Source organism: Maricaulis sp. (assembly GCF_039978735.1).
Taxonomy (GTDB): Bacteria; Pseudomonadota; Alphaproteobacteria; order Caulobacterales; family Maricaulaceae; genus Maricaulis.
In genome coordinates, this window is the sequence record NZ_JBDWAS010000035.1 from 42,931 (window position 1) to 58,253 (window position 15,323).

The window sequence follows — 15,323 nt, forward strand, 5'->3', positions numbered from 1 at the left end:
CCGGATCCAAAGAGAAAGGGCGCAGCCGGCCGGCCGCGCCCTTCTTCATTCAAGTCTGGCGAAACGCTTACGCCATCCGCTCGACGGCCACGGCGGTCGCTTCACCGCCACCGATGCACAGCGAGGCAACGCCCTTGGTCTTGCCGGCCTTTTCCAGGGCCGCCAGCAGCGTCACCAGGATGCGGGCACCGGAGGCGCCGATCGGGTGCCCCAAGGCGCAGGCGCCGCCATTGACGTTGATGATGTCGTGGGAAATGCCCAGCTCCTTCATCGCGATCATCGGCACGACGGCGAAAGCCTCGTTGATCTCCCACAGATCGACATCCTCGATCTGCCAGCCGGCCCGCTCGACGACCTTGCGCATGGCAGGCACCGGCGCGGTAGTGAAATAGGCCGGCTCGTGGGCGTGCGCTGCCGTGGCGACGATGCGGGCGATCGGCTTGATACCGCGGCGCTCGGCTTCGGACTGGCGCATCATCACCAGGGCTGCCGCACCGTCGGAGATTGCCGACGCATTGGCCGCCGTCACCGTACCGTCCTTGGAGAAGGCCGGACGCAGGGACGGGATTTTCTCCGGCATCGCCTTGCGCGGCAGCTCGTCGGTATCGACCGTCACATCGCCCTTGCGGGTCTGGATCGTCACCGGCGTGATCTCGCGCTTGAAATCGCCTTCCTTGGTTGCGCGCTGGGCACGGGCCAGGGTTTCCAGGGCGTAGGCATCCTGCTGCTCGCGGGTGAACTGGTGTTCTTCCGCGATCATGTCGGCATAGACACCCATCGGCTTCTTCTCGTAGGCGTCCTCGAGACCGTCCTGGGCCATGTGATCCTTGATCGTGTCATGGCCGTATTTGAAGCCTGCGCGATGCGTGGGCAGCATGTGCGGCGCGTTGGTCATCGATTCCATGCCGCCGGCGATGATGATCTCGGCATCGCCCGAGGCAATCGCCGCGCGGCCCATGATCGCCGCCTGCATGCCCGAACCGCACATCTTGTTCAGCGTGGTCGCCTCGACGGATTTGGGCAGGCCGGCCTTGATCGCGGCCTGGCGGCCCGGCGCCTGGCCCTGGCCGGCCATCAGCACATTGCCCATCAGGATCTGGTCGACATCGTCGCCGGCGAGACCGGCCTCTTCCATCGCCGCCTTGACGGCAATCGCACCGAGTTCGTTGGCCGAAAGCGGCGCCAGCTCACCCAGCAGGCCGCCCATCGGGGTGCGGGCCATGCCGACGATGACAATGGGATCGTCGCTAGCACTCATTTCGTGTCTCCTCAGGGGTTGGTTTCGTCTCTAGTCTGGCGCGCATGATCGAAAGATGCGGCACAGCGTCAAGCATTTTCGCAGATGCAACATCCGCGGTCCGGACCTGGCCGCGATTGTCCGAATGGGGACAATCCCTTCTGCTGTTTGGCGTTTTCGCGCTCATCGCTGCCTATTTGGGGCAACATGAATCACTGTTCAAGTTTTCCTTGACCGATGAATGGGCGCCATTCATCGCCGTCGCCGTGATCGCAATCCTCGTTCCGTCACTCGCCGAAGAGATGTTTTTCCGGGTCCTGCTCGGCGGCCGGACCGGCTGGCTGAGAGCCGGAATTGCCATCGCCGCTTTCGTACTCTGGCACCCCATACAGGTCTGGCTCGGCCTGCCGATGGCCCAGCCGGTCTTTCTGGAGCCCGGCTTCCTGGCGATCGTGGCGCTGCTGGGACTGGTGTGTACGCTCGTCTGGCGGCGCAGCGGATCCGTGTGGCCCGCCGTCATGATCCACTGGCTGACCGTGGTGGCGTGGAAGGGGCTGACGGTTCCGGGCTAGGCCTTGGCCGATCCAAGCCGCTGGGCCGTTTGCCTCAGGTGCGCCTTCACCTCTCCCAGCGTATAACGCCGGGGATCGGCCAAAGCCTCTTCCAGCGATTGCCTAAGCTCCGCCAGCTTCGCCTCGCGTTCAGCGATGAGGCGCAACCCGTCTTCCACCACTTCGGCCTCCGTCTTGTAACGGCCCTGTTCAACCTGCTCCTTCACGAAGATCTGCCAGCGCTTGTCGAGCGAAATGGACATGGGACGCCTCCTTGAGGTTGTAATTCTAGCACGCTTCAGCGGGGAATGCTCCCCTTTTGTTCCGCTTCAACGGAGAGTATTTTCGTCGGCCATACATACGCCGTCATCCCAAGGTCCCTGCGCAGCAGGGATCCGGGCGACCTCAGCTGACCTGTCGGCAAATCTTGCGCGCCGCCGCAGCCTGTTTTCCACCTGGGTAGCTGAGGTCCCCCGGACCACCCGCCTGCGCTTCGCGCAGGCTGGCCGGGGGATGACGGTGCGTGGGGGCAAGAAAGGAATCTCGCCCGGGAACGCGCGCCACAGACACACGTCCCTGCCCTACCCGATCAGCCGCACGCCCGTCCCGGCATTCCCCCGCCCGCTCGTCGACGCAATCCAGCCGCCGCCCAACACGCGGTCTTCGTCATCGCTGGAATAGAAGACGCAGGCCTGGCCCGGCGCAACGCCCTCCTCGCCCTTGGCGAGGACGACGCTGACGCTATCGCCATCGACCGCCAGGGCGGCCGGCACGGGCGGCCGCGTCGAGCGCACCTTCACGCGCACGGGCGCACCGTCCGACAGGGCGTCATCGCCCAGCCAGTTGATCTCCTTCAGGCCGATCGTGTCGACTTCCAGCGCCTCGCGCGGGCCGACAATCACCTGCGCCGTTTCAGCGTCGAGGCGCACGACATAGAGCGGGTCGCCCAGGGCGATATTCAGCCCGCGGCGCTGGCCGACCGTATAGCGGATCACCCCGTCATGCGTGCCCAGAACCCGGCCGTCGACATGCACGATCTCGCCCGGACGCGAAGCGCCGGGACGGACCTTCTCGACAATGTCGACATAGCGGCCCTGGGGCACAAAGCAGATGTCCTGGCTGTCCGGCTTGTCGGCAACGATGAGGCCGAAAGCCTCGGCCAGCTGGCGCGTCTGGTCCTTGTTCAGATGACCCAGCGGGAAGCGCAGGAAGTCCAGCTGCTCGTGCGTGGTCGCGAACAGGAAATAGGACTGGTCCTTGCCGGCATCGGCAGCACGGCGCAGCTCCGGTCCGTTCGGGCCGGCCACGCGCTGGATGTAATGCCCGGTCGCCATGCAGGCCGCGCCCAGTTGGCGCGCCGTGTCCAGGAGATCGGCAAACTTGACCGTCTGGTTGCAGCGCACGCAGGGAATGGGCGTGTAGCCGGCCAGATAGGTGTCGGCGAACGCCTCGATCACCGCCTCGCGGAAGCGGCTTTCATAGTCGAGCACATAGTGGGGAAAGCCGCAGGCCTCGGCAACGCGCTTGGCGTCGTAGATGTCCTGACCGGCACAGCACGCGCCCTTCTTCTGGATCGCGGCGCCATGATCGTAGAGCTGCAGCGTCACGCCGACGACGTCATAGCCGGCGCGGTGCAGCGCGGCCGCGGTGACGGAACTGTCGACGCCACCGGACATGGCCACCACGACGCGATGGTCCGCCGGGTTGCCGCCCAGCCCCAGCGGATCGCCGGACAGGTTGAATTCAGAAAGCAGTGCATCGGCGCGCGCCAGGGCGTCGCCGGAAACCAGCGTGGTCATTCTTGCGCCTCCAACGGGGTCAAGGCCCGGAGCAAACGGTTATCGATGACGCGCTGTCTACCGCAGATAGTTCAGCAGCGAAACCTGGTTCAGCGAGGAGAAGGTCGCCGCCGAGACCTGCACGGCCGTCTGGGCCTGCTGGAAACGGGTCGCGGCCTCGGCCATGTCGGCGTCCTCGATGTCGGAAATCATCAGGGTGATGAAGTCCTGGCGCTCGACATGATTGGTCTTCAGGTTCTCCACATGCGCCTGCCGCGTGCCGTTCTCGCCGACGCGGGCGTGCAGATTGTCGAGTGCAGACACGACATTCTGGATCTCGGTCTGCAGGAAGGCTTCCTGCGCCGCGGAGAGCGGGCTGGCGAAGGGACCGTTCGGGCCGGCGTCGAAATCGGCGATCCGCTTGAAGGACGCCATCACATCGCCGCCGACATCGCTGGCCAGCATGCCCACCTCGATCGAGTAATTCTGGTCGAGCTGGACCTGCGGCTTGCGGTCATTGTTCTGGAAGGCCTCGTCGGCATTGCCCATGGGCACAAGTTCGGACAGATCCGAGATCCCGACCGACGGCACATCGGCGCGCGTACCGCTGAACAGATAGGTGCCGGCATGCTGCGTGTTGAGCGCGTTGGTGACCTCGTAGAAGGCCTCACGCGTCTGCTGCATGATGTAGTCGCCTTCCTTGGTGGTGATCGCAAGGCGCAGGCTGTTGGCGGCGTCGGCGATATGCTCCAGCGCCGTGTCCTGGGCAGCCAGGCGCGTCTCGGTGCGCGTCGCGGCTTCCTCATAGCTCTTGGCCTGGGTTTCCGCGGCGCGGGCGGCCGACAGCATCTCGGCCTGATAGCCGACGCCCTTGAGATCATGCACCAGCTTGCCGGTCGTCAGCTGCTGCTGCGCCTCGAACATCTGCTTCTGGGCCTTCATCAGGTCCATCAGCGCCGACTGGTTGGCGGCATAGGTGGAAATCCGCGTCATGGGTTCAAAACCTCCTAGACGATATTCAGGAGAATATCGGTCATTTCCTTGGCGGCCTGCAGCATGCGGGCCGATGCGTTATAGGATGTCTGGAAGCGCGTCATCGCGGCGAGTTCCTCGTCGAGATTGACCCCTTCCACATCGGTGCGTTTCTGGGCCGCGGTCTCACGCAGCACGGCCGCCGATCCGGCGACACTCTCGGCACGCGAGGCGCGCGAGCCGACTGCGCCGGCCATGCGGGAGGCGTAGTCCTGCAGGCTCACCGTCGTGCGGTTCAGCGAACCGGCCGCATCGAAGCCGCGGGGATTGGTCAGCGCGCCCTGCAGCGCGATACCGCCGCGATTGTCGCCAGCCGTCACGACGACATCGCCGACAACCGTCGCGCCATCAATGTCCAGCTGGGCCAGGGCCAGCCGCGAGGCGTTCGACCGGATCGCCGGATCGACCTCGAAGCTTTCCGAACGCCCCGCACGGGCTTCCAGTCCGACGCCGAAGATTTCCGAGAAGGCGAGCCCCGATCCCGGCCGCGATGTGTTGTCGCCGGTCAGGTTGACGTCGAAGGCCTCGTAGCCGGCATTCGGCGTCGAGGTCAGTTCGCCATTGGCGTCCAGACTGAAGGTGACATAGCGGCCGACACCCGTCGTGGTGTTGTTCAGCGCCGTGATGACATCGTTGAAGCTCTGGCCGGCAACCATCGGGATATCGACCGTCGTAACCCGGTCGCCCGCTGCCGTCTTCACTTCAAAACTGATCGTGGAGCCGCCGGCAAACCCGTGCAGTTCGGCGCCGGTCATGCCGGTTTCGAAAAAGCCGGGCTCGTTCGACCGCACGACATCGTTGAGACCGAAGAAGTGCGCAAAGCCGCGGCCGCCCCGGTCACTGGGATTGGCGTCATCCTGCAGGGTGGCGATGCCGTTGGCCGCAGCATCCGCGGCGATCGTCAGCTGGCCATTGGCAAAACTGGCCGACCCGACACCGCCCAGCGCCGTATCGATCGCCGTGGTGAGGCTGGCCACCGTCGCACCGATCGCAGCGGCCGGGCCGCCATCGACCGACAGCGTGCCGGCGTCGAAGTCGATATCGACGCGCCGAACCAGCGTGCCGGTATTATCCGTCACGGCGAGCGTAGTTGCGCCGGTGAAATTGTGCAGATCCGTGCCTTCCAGGCCGGTATTCCGCCCGCTCAGCGTCTGCGGCGGCGGATAGGCGGTGGCATTGTTGTGCGCCGCGTTCAGCGCGTCGGCCGCACCCGAGGTCAACTCCGCCAGCTCTTCGGCCATGGCGGGCAATTCCTTGTCCCGCATGTCGATGAGGGCGCGCAGCTCGCCGCTGGTGATATGGCTGTCCAGCTGCTGCGCCGTGCCGCCATTGGGCGGCTGGACGAAAATATTGCCGTAGTCGATGCCATAGGCACCCGTGCCGCCGGCATCATAGCTCAGCTTGGCCGGGTAATTGTCGAGCAGCAGCACGCCATCGCCGGTGCGCACCACGACCCGGCCGTCAGGCTGGTAGTCCGAGCGCACGTCCATGTATTGCGACAGCTCGTCGAGCAGTTCTGACTGGCGGTTCTCCGCGCCGGATGTATCGCCGCCCGTGGTGGCAAGACTCTGGACACTGGAGTTGAGCTCGTAGAGCTCGTTGATGATCTCGTTGACCCGCGTGACATTGGCATTGATCTTCGAGTCCGACTCCAGCCGGTAATTCCGGATCTCGCCGGACAGGCGCTTGGCCTCGTCGAAGAAGGATTGCAGGTCGGAGGCCGCCGAGAGACGGGCCACGGCCAGGGTGGGGTCCACACTGGCCTGCGACAGGCCGGAGAAAGCCGCATTCATGCGCGAGAACAGCGAGCCGGCATCGTCCAGCTTGCCGAACTGCGCCTGCACCCGGTCCAGCATCTTGGCGCTCAGCTCGGCCGCGCCGGCATCGCTGATCGCCCGCAGGGATGCGGTCTGGAGGTGGCGGTCGACGATCCGGTGGATGCCGACGACTTCCACGCCCATCGCCACGCCGCCGACATTGCGAGCCTGCAGCAGCGCTTCCGTGCGGGCATAGCCCGGCGTGTTGACGTTGGCGACATTGTTGGAGGTGGCGCGCAGGCCGGCCTGGCTGGCCGAAAGGCCCGACAGCGCGTTTCCGAGAATTCCGTTCAGCGACATGTTCCGCTCCCTGCGCGCAGGCCGATCAGACGGGCCGGGCGGTCAATTCTGCCGCCGGCACGGCAAGCCTTGCCGGGTCGCCGGGGGCGGCGCACACCGTGTTCAAGCCAAGCTGCCATCTCGTAACCCATTGCGATATTTCGACCTTTGCGCATTCGATCCATTCGGCGTCCATCCGCGAGACGGATCGGCCTGTCCCTGACGTCGCAAGGGGCGGGCCAGTTTTCAGATCGCCTGACCGGGGCCTGTCGGGTGACCGGAAACTGTGTCGGGTGAACAGGAACGCGCCCGCGCGCGAGGCTGCGCCGGAGCGCGAGGCGGAGACCGGCAGCTTCGGCCCACCACCGGGTAAGTTTGGCCGGGCAGAAGCGGTACCGGCAACCGATTACCGGGAAATTAATTCGTATTTTCAGCTACTTATTGCAAACCTGAATTGGCACGCCCCTTGCGACCGGATCGGCAAGCCAGGCGCGGATAGCGCTGCAAGAACAAGATGGACCGGACATGCAATCGGGTTTTCCAACTGCCAACCTCCCGCGGAGCGCCGACACGGCGGCCGCCGCCGACCGCCCCGGCGCGACCGGCCGCCCGTCCGGCGATGCAGCCCGCCGCCATGATGATGCTGACGCCCCCCGCGAGAGCGCTTTCTCCGACATGGTCGAGACTGCACGCAGTACGGAAGAGACCCCGGTCCGCAAACCGGCAGGTCAGGCCATGACGGGCGAGCGCCCGCTTGCCTCCGACGCAGCCAATACCGGCAATGCACCCGCCTCGGGTCAGCCCGCTCCGGCACCTGCCACCGGCGCTGCTGAAGATGTTGCGGACGCGGCCGCCACCGGCCAGAAACCGGTCCAGGGCAAGTCCGCCGAAACCGGCAAGCCAGCCACATCCCAACCGGCCGTGCAGCAAGCTGCCGCTCAGCCGGCAGCACAGACCGCACAAACAGCTTCGACGGGAACGGCCGGGTCAGCGCCCGCAGCAGCATCGTCTGGCAACGCGGCTGTGCCCGCATCAACAGCAGACGGTACCGCGCAAGCGCCGGACAGCGAGGCAGCCGCCGCCACCCGCGCCGCGCCCGCATCCGCATCCGCATCCGCGAACGCACAGAGCGGCGCAGCTGCAGAGCCCGCGGCCACAGCTCCGGCGCAGAATACCGGCCAGGCATCCATCCCAGCCGCTGCAGATCCTGCATCGAACAGCGCATCGGGATCGCGGGCCGGCGCCGGAGCGCCCGACCTTGTACCCGGGTCTGCCAAGCAGGCCTCCACCGCCAAGACTGCAGACACGGGCGCTGCCGGCAAGACCGGCAGCACGGCTTCACCGATGCCGTCCACACCGGATACACCCGGCTCCACACCAGGCAAGCCGGTCCAAACCGCCACGTTCGCCCAGCCGGGCGTCACGTCACCGGCTGCGTCAGAAAATGCAGCGACGTCATCAGGCCCAGCCAACGCCCAGGGCGCGACAGCCAATGCTCAGACTCAGGCCGCGACGGCCGGGTCCGGCACGGCCGCATCCGCAACGGCCAATGCGACGCCGCAAACCGGACAGGCACCGGCTCCGCTGCGCGAAACATCGCACCGGCCGGCGATCCTCGAAACCGGCGGCAATTCAGCATCCGCCAAGTCGTCGAGCGGCAAGTCCGCAGCGCCGGCCGGCCAGCGCGTTTCGACCACGCCGGCAGGACAGGGATCCGTTCAGTCAAATGGCACAGTAGAGGGCAGTAATGTCGCCTCTACCGTGCAGCAACGCGACACGAACGCACCTGTTATGTCGCCGCTGATGCAGGCTCTTGCACAGCCTGCCGGAACCGCCGACCAGACCCCGGTCCAGCCGCTCGAGATCGACGCCGACGCCGCACAGTCCGATGCCGAAATCCAGTTGAGCCGGACCGGGGATGTCCGCGCATCCGCTGATCGTGCCGGCGCCAATCTGCCGCGCTTTGCACCGCACACGGCCCAGCACCTGGCCGGACAGATCACGCGCCAGTTCAATAATGGCCAGCGGGTCTTCGATATCCGTCTCGACCCGGCCGAACTCGGGAAGGTGGATGTGCGGCTGGAACTGCGGGCGGACAATCGTGTCCACGCCGTTCTTTCTGCGGAACGTCCTGAAACGCTTGCGGAACTGCAACGCGCCGCCCGGGATCTGGAGCGCAGCCTCAACGAAGCTGGCCTGGAGCTGGCCGAGGACGGGCTGACATTCCAGATGCGTGACGAGGGCGGCGACACACCGGGTTCGCAGCGCGACTCCTCGGCGACCACCATGCCGATCTTTGCCGAAGGCGGCGGGAGCGGACTGACCGACGAGGCCACCGCGCCGATCGTCCAGCAATCGAAATACGGTTTCCTGCTGTCACGCCGGAGCGGCGTGGACATGCGGGTCTAAGGGAGACACGAGAATGACCGAAGTCACGAGTGCGACCCAGGCAAGTCCGTCGCTTGTCAATTCACGCACCGGCCTCGCCGACAACTTCGAGATGTTCCTAACCCTGCTTACTGAGCAGATGAAGAACCAGGACCCGCTGAATCCGCTGGACTCAACCCAGTTCGTGAACCAGCTGGTCGATTTCTCGAGTGTGGAACAGCAGATCGCCCAGAACCAGAATCTGGAGAGCCTGCTTATCCTGCAATCCGCCGCCGCACAGGCGAACTCGGTCGGCTATATCGGCAGGGTTGCAATGGCCGACACACCGATGGCCTACATGGAAAACGGCAGCGCCAACTGGGAGTACATCCTGCCCGACGACGCGGAGTCCGTAACGCTGGTCGTCAAGCAGGGCGAACGTATCGTTGCCCGTTCGACCGGCGAGGTGACTGCCGGTACCCACGAATTCGAATGGGATGGCAAGGGCGAAAGCGGCGCCGACCTGGAAGAGGGTGTGTACACGCTGGACGTAATTGCCACGAATGCCGATGGCGAAAGCATCACCGCCGAAATCCGCGCATCGGGCCGGGTGACGGGCATCGACATGTCCGGCAGTGAAGTGATTGTCCAGATGGGCAATATCAGTGTCCCGCTTTCCTCCATCCTGGCCGTTCGCCAAGCCGGGTCGGGAGATATCGAGGACAACCCCTATCTGGAACCGACTGAATAGAGCAGGCCCGCCGGCCTGACGGGCCGCCAGAAGGCAGCCCCAACCAACGCAGCAGAAAGCTCCAAACAAGACCCAAGAACGCATGGAGCATGCACTATGAGCATCAATTCCGCGCTTTTGGCCGGCGCTTCCGGCCTGATTGCCAATTCGAGCGCGCTCGCCGCGATTTCGGACAACATCTCCAACGTCAACACGATCGGCTACAAGCGCGCCAACTCCGTGTTCACGCCGCTTTATGACGGTGGTGGCAATGCCTCCAGCTCGCGCTACACGGCAGCCGGCGTGAACTCGGTCGCTCGCCTCGCGATCTCCGAGGGCGGCCTGCTGCAGCCCGGCACCACCAGCACCGATCTCGCGATCGCTGGCCGCGGCTTCTTCGTCGTGCGCGAGAATCCGACCGCCAACTCGAACGATCCGGTCGCCTTCACCCGTTCCGGCCGCTTCCTGCCGGACGAGAACGGCTATCTGAAGAATGATGCCGGCATGTACCTTGCCGGCTGGCCGGTTGCGTCCGACGGTACGGTTGCCGCCAACCCGTCCGACCTGAACAATCTGGAAACGATCAACCTGTCGTCCATCGGCGGCGCGGCTGAAGCTTCCACGGCGATGTCCTTCAACGCCAACCTCTACCAGCGCCAGGCCGTTTCAGCCGACGAAGCGACCTACGACCCGACGATCACGGCCAACAATATGGCATCGGGCAATGTCACGCCGGACTTCCAGCGCTCCATTCCCTTCTATGACAGCGTCGGCGGCGTCCGCACCCTGACCATCTCGATGCTGAAAAGCTCGACCACGAATGAATGGCATGCCGAGGTGCACATGTCGCCTGCCAGCGATGTGACCACAGGCGCCGGCCTGGTCGATGGTCAATTGCTGACGGGCACAGTTGCCTTTGACGAGAACGGCCGTCTTGACGTCGCCAACACCACACTGCCGACCTCGCTCGACTTCCTGGCATCGAGCAACGTCGCGGCCCTCGGTGCCAACCAGTTCCAGTGGGCGGCATCGACCGGTATCGATGCCCAGTCCATCACCCTGGATTTTGGCGGCGCGAACTCGGCCGGCGGCTTCACCCAGTATGACAGCCCGTCCAACCTGGGCTCGACCAATGTGAACGGCTCGGCATTCGGCAATTTCGCCAGTGTCGATGTGGATGAGGACGGCTTCGTCTTCGCCAAGTTCACAAACGGTATCGTGCGCAAGATCTACCAGATTCCGGTCGCGACCTTCACGAACCCGGATGGACTGGAAGCACAGTCCGGCGGCACATTTACCGTCACTCCCGAATCCGGCGCCTACACCCTCACGCGTCCGGGTCTGGGAACAGCCGGCAAAATCGCCTCCTCGACGCTGGAAAGCTCGAATGTCGATCTGGCGACCGAGTTCACCAGCCTGATCACGACACAGCGCGCCTACTCCGCCTCGTCGAAGATCATCACCACGGCTGACGAGATGCTCGATGAAGCGATCCGTATGAAGCGCTAAGGGTGGCACTGATCCCTGAATGAGCGGAAGGGGGCGCCTCTGGTGCCCCCTTTTTCTTGCCGCCTGCGGGGCATGCCGCGGGCTCCCAATTCGACACAAATTCTATCGAGTGCCTTAAACACAAATTTACCCAGCGGTTTAGGTGGATGTTAAAGGACGCTGTGTAGGGTGACCCTACAAACAAGAACAACGGGGGTCGGACATGCAGCCGCGCCTTAAAAAAGAAAATTATGTCATTGGACCGGATGGTAGCCCTCTCACCCTGGCGGACCTGCCCAAGCCGAGCACCCAGCGTTGGGTCGTTCGTCGCAAGGCTGAAGTCGTCGCGGCAGTGAGAGGCGGCTTGCTTTCGCTCGAGGACGCATGTGCACGCTATTCTCTGACAGTCGAGGAGTTCCTGGGCTGGCAGCGCTCAATCGACAAGCACGGACTGGCCGGGCTGCGAACCACGCGCCTGCAACAGTATCGCTAGTTGTCCCCCCTTTAACTAGCGTTTCCGAACGGCGGCCCTTCCCCCCGGGTCGCCGTTCAACATGTCAATCGCACATCGTGTTTGTGTGCTCTGCCTGGTCTCGACGGGCGGAGTGCATTTCCTATTAAGCGTCATTAAACCCTCGTTTACGAGACCGGTAGGAAAATTCTGCCCAGTGCTTCGCTGATGAAGCAGGGACGCAAGGCAGGATTCTCCGTGAACGCTCTACTCGACCAGTTCAAGGCTTTTGGCGCCGGGCGCCTGACCGCCATCTTCGGTCTCGCCGTAGGTGTGGCCGCTGCGCTCGTCTATTTTTCCGGCGCTGTCGGCGGTGGCAGCCAGTCGCTCCTGTATTCGGGGCTCGACCCGGCGGAAGCGGCATCCACTAGCCAGCTGCTCGACCAGGCCAACATCGCCTATGAGATTCGCGAAGGTGGCACCGCCATCTATGTCGACACGGCTCAGGTTGATGAGGCCCGCGTGCGGGTCGCGTCCTCCGGCCCCCTGTCCGGCGCTTCGGTCGGCTACGAGATTTTCGATCGCCAGGACAATTTCGGCCAGACCAGCTTTGTCCAGAACCTGAACGCCAAGCGCGCCCTGGAAGGCGAGCTGGCACGCACGATCCAGTCCATGGCCTTTGTCGACAGCGCGCGGGTGCACCTGAACCTGCCCGAGCGCCGCCTGTTTGCCCGCGACCAGCAAGAGCCGACGGCCGCCGTTACGGTCTCCACCGGTCAGCGTCTGAACGCCGAACAGATCCGCGTGATTCGCAATATCGTCGCCTCTGGCGCCGGCCTCGAGCCCGGGCGGGTTGCCCTGGCCGACGATCGCGGACGCCAGCTGGCCGGCACGGTCGACGGAGAAAATGCCGGTGCGGTCTTCATGGACGAACGCCGCGGAGAAGTTGAAGCCGAACTGCGCCGCAACATCCTGGACATCGTCGAAGGTGTGGTCGGCTCCGGCGCGGCACGCGTCCAGGTGACGGCCGACCTGAACCGTCAGAGCGTAACGCAGAGCTCCGAGACGTACGATCCGGAAGGTTCTGTCCTGCTGTCGCGTGAGCGTTCCGAAGACGTCTCCAGCGATCGCGAAGGATCCGGCAACCGCGTCTCGGCCTCAGAAAACCTGCCCGACGGCGCCAATGGCGAGAGCGAAGGCGCCAGCAATGTCGCCAATCGCGAGACGTCCAGCGAAACCGTCAACTACGCCCTGTCCAGCACCACGCGGACCGAAGTTGTCGAAGCCGGTGCCATCGAACGCCTGTCTGTCGCCGTTGCCGTCGACGGTATCGTTGAAGTGCAGGAAGATGGCACCACGGTGTGGCGCGAACGCCCGCAGGCCCAGATCGAGCAGATCGAAGCCCTTGTTCGCTCGGCCATGGGTTTCAGCGATGATCGGGGCGATGCCCTGACGGTTCGCCAGATCGAATTCGCCCGGGCCGACCCGCTGCTGGGCACGCCCGCAAGCAGCCCGCTGTCCCTGTCGAAAGCCGACATCATGCGTGTCGCGGAAATCATCGTCCTGTTCGTGACAGCCCTGCTGATCATCTTCCTGGTCGCGCGCCCCCTGGTCAAAGGCGCCAGCGGCGTCGCGATGCCGCAAGGCCTGGCCCTGGCTGCAGCCGGCGCTGACACCGGACCGGCCCCGATGGCCCTGCCAGCCCAGGGCGCGCGCCCGGCCGCTCTGCCTGCGAGCAATAGCGGCGACTCGATCGATATTGAGAAGATCGACGGCCAGGTGAAAGCATCCTCGCTGAAGAAAGTTGCCAACATCGTTGAGTCCCATCCTGAGGAATCGATCGCGATCCTCCGCTCCTGGCTGCATGAAGGGTGAGCACGGCCATGTCTGAGAAGCGCGCCATAGAAGACCCCGCCAGACTCACCGGCCCGGAAAAGGCTGCCGTGATGCTTCTGGCGCTCGGCGACGAGGGCGAGTCGATCTGGCAGCACCTCGACGAAGAGGAAATCCGCGAGGTTTCCCAAGCGATGTCCAATCTGGGCACCGTCACGTCGAGCGCCGTGGAAAAGCTGATTGTCGATTTCGTCGGCCAGATGTCCTCCACCGGCTCGCTGATGGGCTCGTTCGAGGCGACCCAGCGGCTGCTGACCTCCTTCCTGCCCGGCGAAAAGGTCGAGGCGATCATGGAGGAGCTGCGTGGTCCGGCCGGCCGGACCATGTGGGACAAGCTGGGCAATGTGAACGAGGTGGTTCTGGCGAACTACCTGAAGAACGAATACCCGCAGACCGTCGCCGTCGTGCTGTCCAAGGTGAAGTCCGAGCACGCCTCGCGCGTTCTGGCCGCCCTGCCGGAAGACTTCGCTCTGGAAGTGGTGACCCGGATGCTGCGCATGGAGCCGGTACAGCGCGAGATTCTCGACCGGATCGAGGAAACGCTGCGCACCGAATTCATGTCCAACCTGGCGCGCACTTCCAAGCATGACAGCCACGAGATGATGGCGTCGATCTTCAACAATTTCGATCGTCAGACGGAAAACCGTTTCCTCGCCGCCCTCGAAGAGCGCAATCGCGAGAGCGCAGAGAAGATCCGCTCGCTGATGTTCGTCTTCGAAGACCTGTCCAAGCTGGACCCGGGCGGTATCCAGACGCTGATGCGCGGCATCGACAAGGACCAGATGGGCCTGGCGCTGAAAGGCGCCTCCGACAGCCTGCGCGACCTGTTCTTCTCCAACATGTCCGAACGCGCCGCGAAGATCATGCGCGAAGACATGGGGGCGATGGGTCCGGTGCGCCTGAAAGACGTGGACCAGGCACAACAGGCCATCGTCTCGGTGGCCAAGGACTTGGCGGCCAAGGGCGAGATCATGCTCGCCGATGGCGGCGCCGACGATGAACTGATCTACTAGGGAGCGGACGAACGATGAATCCTGTCAAATTCGACTTCGATACCGAGTTCGACCGCAATGGTGAAATCCTGCGCGAAGGGGAAAGCTACAAGCGCTTCTTCACGCAGGACGATGTCGACGCGGCCCGCATGTGGGGCGTCGAGGAAGGCCGCGAAATGGAGGAAGGCCGCTGCGCCGACGCGCTGCAGGCGATTGCCTCCCAGATGCAGCTGATCCTGTCTCGCCTGGCCCATGAATCGGAGGCCCTGCGCCACGAAGCCGCCGGCCTGGCTGTCGCTGCCGCCCGCAAGATCGCCGGCGAAGCCCTGTCGGCCTACCCGCTGGAGACCATCGACAGCCTGGCACGCGAAACTGTCCAGGATCTGCGGTCCGAGCCACGCCTGTCCGTGCGTTGTGCGGCCGAACTCGTCGAGGACCTGTCGGACCGCCTCGAAGCGACCGCCCGCGACGCGGGTTTTGAAGGCGCGATCTCGGTGCGCGGCGACGCCGGCATGCGCGGCGCCGATGTCCGCATGGAGTGGGGTGCAGGTGCAGTCCAGCGCAGCGCCGAAGAGATCGAAGCGCGGCTCAATGATGTGGTGGCCCGCTGGCTCGCGGCCGGCCCCAGTGAAGATGACAGCACCGACGGCGTTTCCGGCCAACCGGCCGGCGCGTCTGCTGCTTGAAGGAGGCCAGAATGGCTGACGA

At 64.6% G+C, this 15,323-nt stretch carries 13 protein-coding genes; 8 read left to right on the forward strand and 5 right to left on the reverse strand.

Annotated elements, in window-relative coordinates:
- Positions 1–67 precede the first annotated feature (67 nt).
- Positions 68–1,258: a thiolase family protein gene (locus ABJO18_RS09270; protein ID WP_348509417.1), complete on the reverse strand. Its 1,191-nt coding sequence runs from the start codon at positions 1,256–1,258 to the stop codon at positions 68–70.
- 209 nt (positions 1,259–1,467) lie between these two features.
- Between ABJO18_RS09270 and ABJO18_RS09275 the strand changes: the two genes are divergently transcribed.
- On the forward strand, positions 1,468–1,809 hold the full coding sequence (locus ABJO18_RS09275; protein ID WP_348509416.1) for a CPBP family glutamic-type intramembrane protease: 342 nt from the start codon (positions 1,468–1,470) through the stop codon (positions 1,807–1,809).
- Here ABJO18_RS09275 and ABJO18_RS09280 read toward each other — a convergent pair.
- The 4 genes from ABJO18_RS09280 to flgK all read right to left on the reverse strand — a co-directional run bounded on the left by ABJO18_RS09280 (position 1,806) and on the right by flgK (position 6,715).
- The gene (locus tag ABJO18_RS09280) at positions 1,806–2,051 is read right to left on the reverse strand and encodes a type II toxin-antitoxin system ParD family antitoxin (protein ID WP_348509415.1); all 246 of its coding nucleotides are present in this window, start codon (positions 2,049–2,051) and stop codon (positions 1,806–1,808) included. The genes ABJO18_RS09275 and ABJO18_RS09280 overlap by 4 nt on opposite strands.
- A gap of 318 nt (positions 2,052–2,369) precedes the next feature.
- Positions 2,370–3,587: a tRNA 2-thiouridine(34) synthase MnmA gene (gene mnmA, locus ABJO18_RS09285; protein ID WP_348515853.1), complete on the reverse strand. Its 1,218-nt coding sequence runs from the start codon at positions 3,585–3,587 to the stop codon at positions 2,370–2,372.
- Positions 3,588–3,644: 57 nt separating this feature from the next.
- The gene (locus ABJO18_RS09290; RefSeq protein ID WP_348509220.1) at positions 3,645–4,559 is read right to left on the reverse strand and encodes a flagellin; all 915 of its coding nucleotides are present in this window, start codon (positions 4,557–4,559) and stop codon (positions 3,645–3,647) included.
- 14 nt (positions 4,560–4,573) lie between these two features.
- Positions 4,574–6,715 carry a flagellar hook-associated protein FlgK gene (gene flgK, locus ABJO18_RS09295; protein ID WP_348509221.1) on the reverse strand — a complete coding sequence of 714 codons (2,142 nt, stop codon included), beginning with the start codon at positions 6,713–6,715 and terminating at the stop codon, positions 4,574–4,576.
- Positions 6,716–7,219: 504 nt separating this feature from the next.
- On the opposite strand from flgK, the gene ABJO18_RS09300 reads away from it, so the two are divergent.
- From ABJO18_RS09300 to ABJO18_RS09330, 7 genes are all read left to right on the forward strand, one after another.
- Positions 7,220–9,103 carry a flagellar hook-length control protein FliK gene (locus tag ABJO18_RS09300; RefSeq protein ID WP_348509222.1) on the forward strand — a complete coding sequence of 628 codons (1,884 nt, stop codon included), beginning with the start codon at positions 7,220–7,222 and terminating at the stop codon, positions 9,101–9,103.
- Positions 9,104–9,116: 13 nt separating this feature from the next.
- Positions 9,117–9,812 (forward strand): flagellar hook capping FlgD N-terminal domain-containing protein, encoded by a 696-nt coding sequence (locus tag ABJO18_RS09305; RefSeq protein WP_348509223.1) that lies wholly within the window; start codon positions 9,117–9,119, stop codon positions 9,810–9,812.
- Positions 9,813–9,908: 96 nt separating this feature from the next.
- Entirely contained in the window at positions 9,909–11,300 is a 1,392-nt protein-coding gene (locus ABJO18_RS09310) for a flagellar hook protein FlgE (protein WP_348509224.1), read from the forward strand.
- Between the two features lie 202 nt (positions 11,301–11,502).
- Positions 11,503–11,772, forward strand: a complete 270-nt coding sequence (locus ABJO18_RS09315; RefSeq protein WP_271185670.1) for a DUF1153 domain-containing protein — start codon at positions 11,503–11,505, stop codon at positions 11,770–11,772.
- A gap of 216 nt (positions 11,773–11,988) precedes the next feature.
- Entirely contained in the window at positions 11,989–13,605 is a 1,617-nt protein-coding gene (gene fliF, locus ABJO18_RS09320; RefSeq protein WP_348509225.1) for a flagellar basal-body MS-ring/collar protein FliF, read from the forward strand.
- Positions 13,606–13,613: 8 nt separating this feature from the next.
- The gene (gene fliG / locus ABJO18_RS09325) at positions 13,614–14,636 is read left to right on the forward strand and encodes a flagellar motor switch protein FliG (protein WP_348509226.1); all 1,023 of its coding nucleotides are present in this window, start codon (positions 13,614–13,616) and stop codon (positions 14,634–14,636) included.
- A gap of 14 nt (positions 14,637–14,650) precedes the next feature.
- On the forward strand, positions 14,651–15,301 hold the full coding sequence (locus tag ABJO18_RS09330) for a hypothetical protein (RefSeq protein ID WP_348509227.1): 651 nt from the start codon (positions 14,651–14,653) through the stop codon (positions 15,299–15,301).
- The last annotated feature ends 22 nt before the right edge of the window (positions 15,302–15,323 follow it).

Excerpts from the sequence above, each read along its gene's own strand:
- ABJO18_RS09270 (WP_348509417.1), bottom strand. The coding sequence starts at position 1,258 with ATGAGTGCTAGCGACGATCCCATTGTCATCGTCGGCATGGCCCGCACC.
- ABJO18_RS09280 (WP_348509415.1), bottom strand. The coding sequence starts at position 2,051 with ATGTCCATTTCGCTCGACAAGCGCTGGCAGATCTTCGTGAAGGAGCAG.
- mnmA (WP_348515853.1), bottom strand. The coding sequence starts at position 3,587 with ATGACCACGCTGGTTTCCGGCGACGCCCTGGCGCGCGCCGATGCACTG.
- ABJO18_RS09290 (WP_348509220.1), bottom strand. The coding sequence starts at position 4,559 with ATGACGCGGATTTCCACCTATGCCGCCAACCAGTCGGCGCTGATGGAC.
- flgK (WP_348509221.1), bottom strand. The coding sequence starts at position 6,715 with ATGTCGCTGAACGGAATTCTCGGAAACGCGCTGTCGGGCCTTTCGGCC.
- ABJO18_RS09300 (WP_348509222.1), top strand. The coding sequence starts at position 7,220 with ATGCAATCGGGTTTTCCAACTGCCAACCTCCCGCGGAGCGCCGACACG.
- ABJO18_RS09305 (WP_348509223.1), top strand. The coding sequence starts at position 9,117 with ATGACCGAAGTCACGAGTGCGACCCAGGCAAGTCCGTCGCTTGTCAAT.
- ABJO18_RS09310 (WP_348509224.1), top strand. The coding sequence starts at position 9,909 with ATGAGCATCAATTCCGCGCTTTTGGCCGGCGCTTCCGGCCTGATTGCC.
- ABJO18_RS09315 (WP_271185670.1), top strand. The coding sequence starts at position 11,503 with ATGCAGCCGCGCCTTAAAAAAGAAAATTATGTCATTGGACCGGATGGT.
- fliG (WP_348509226.1), top strand. The coding sequence starts at position 13,614 with ATGTCTGAGAAGCGCGCCATAGAAGACCCCGCCAGACTCACCGGCCCG.
- ABJO18_RS09330 (WP_348509227.1), top strand. The coding sequence starts at position 14,651 with ATGAATCCTGTCAAATTCGACTTCGATACCGAGTTCGACCGCAATGGT.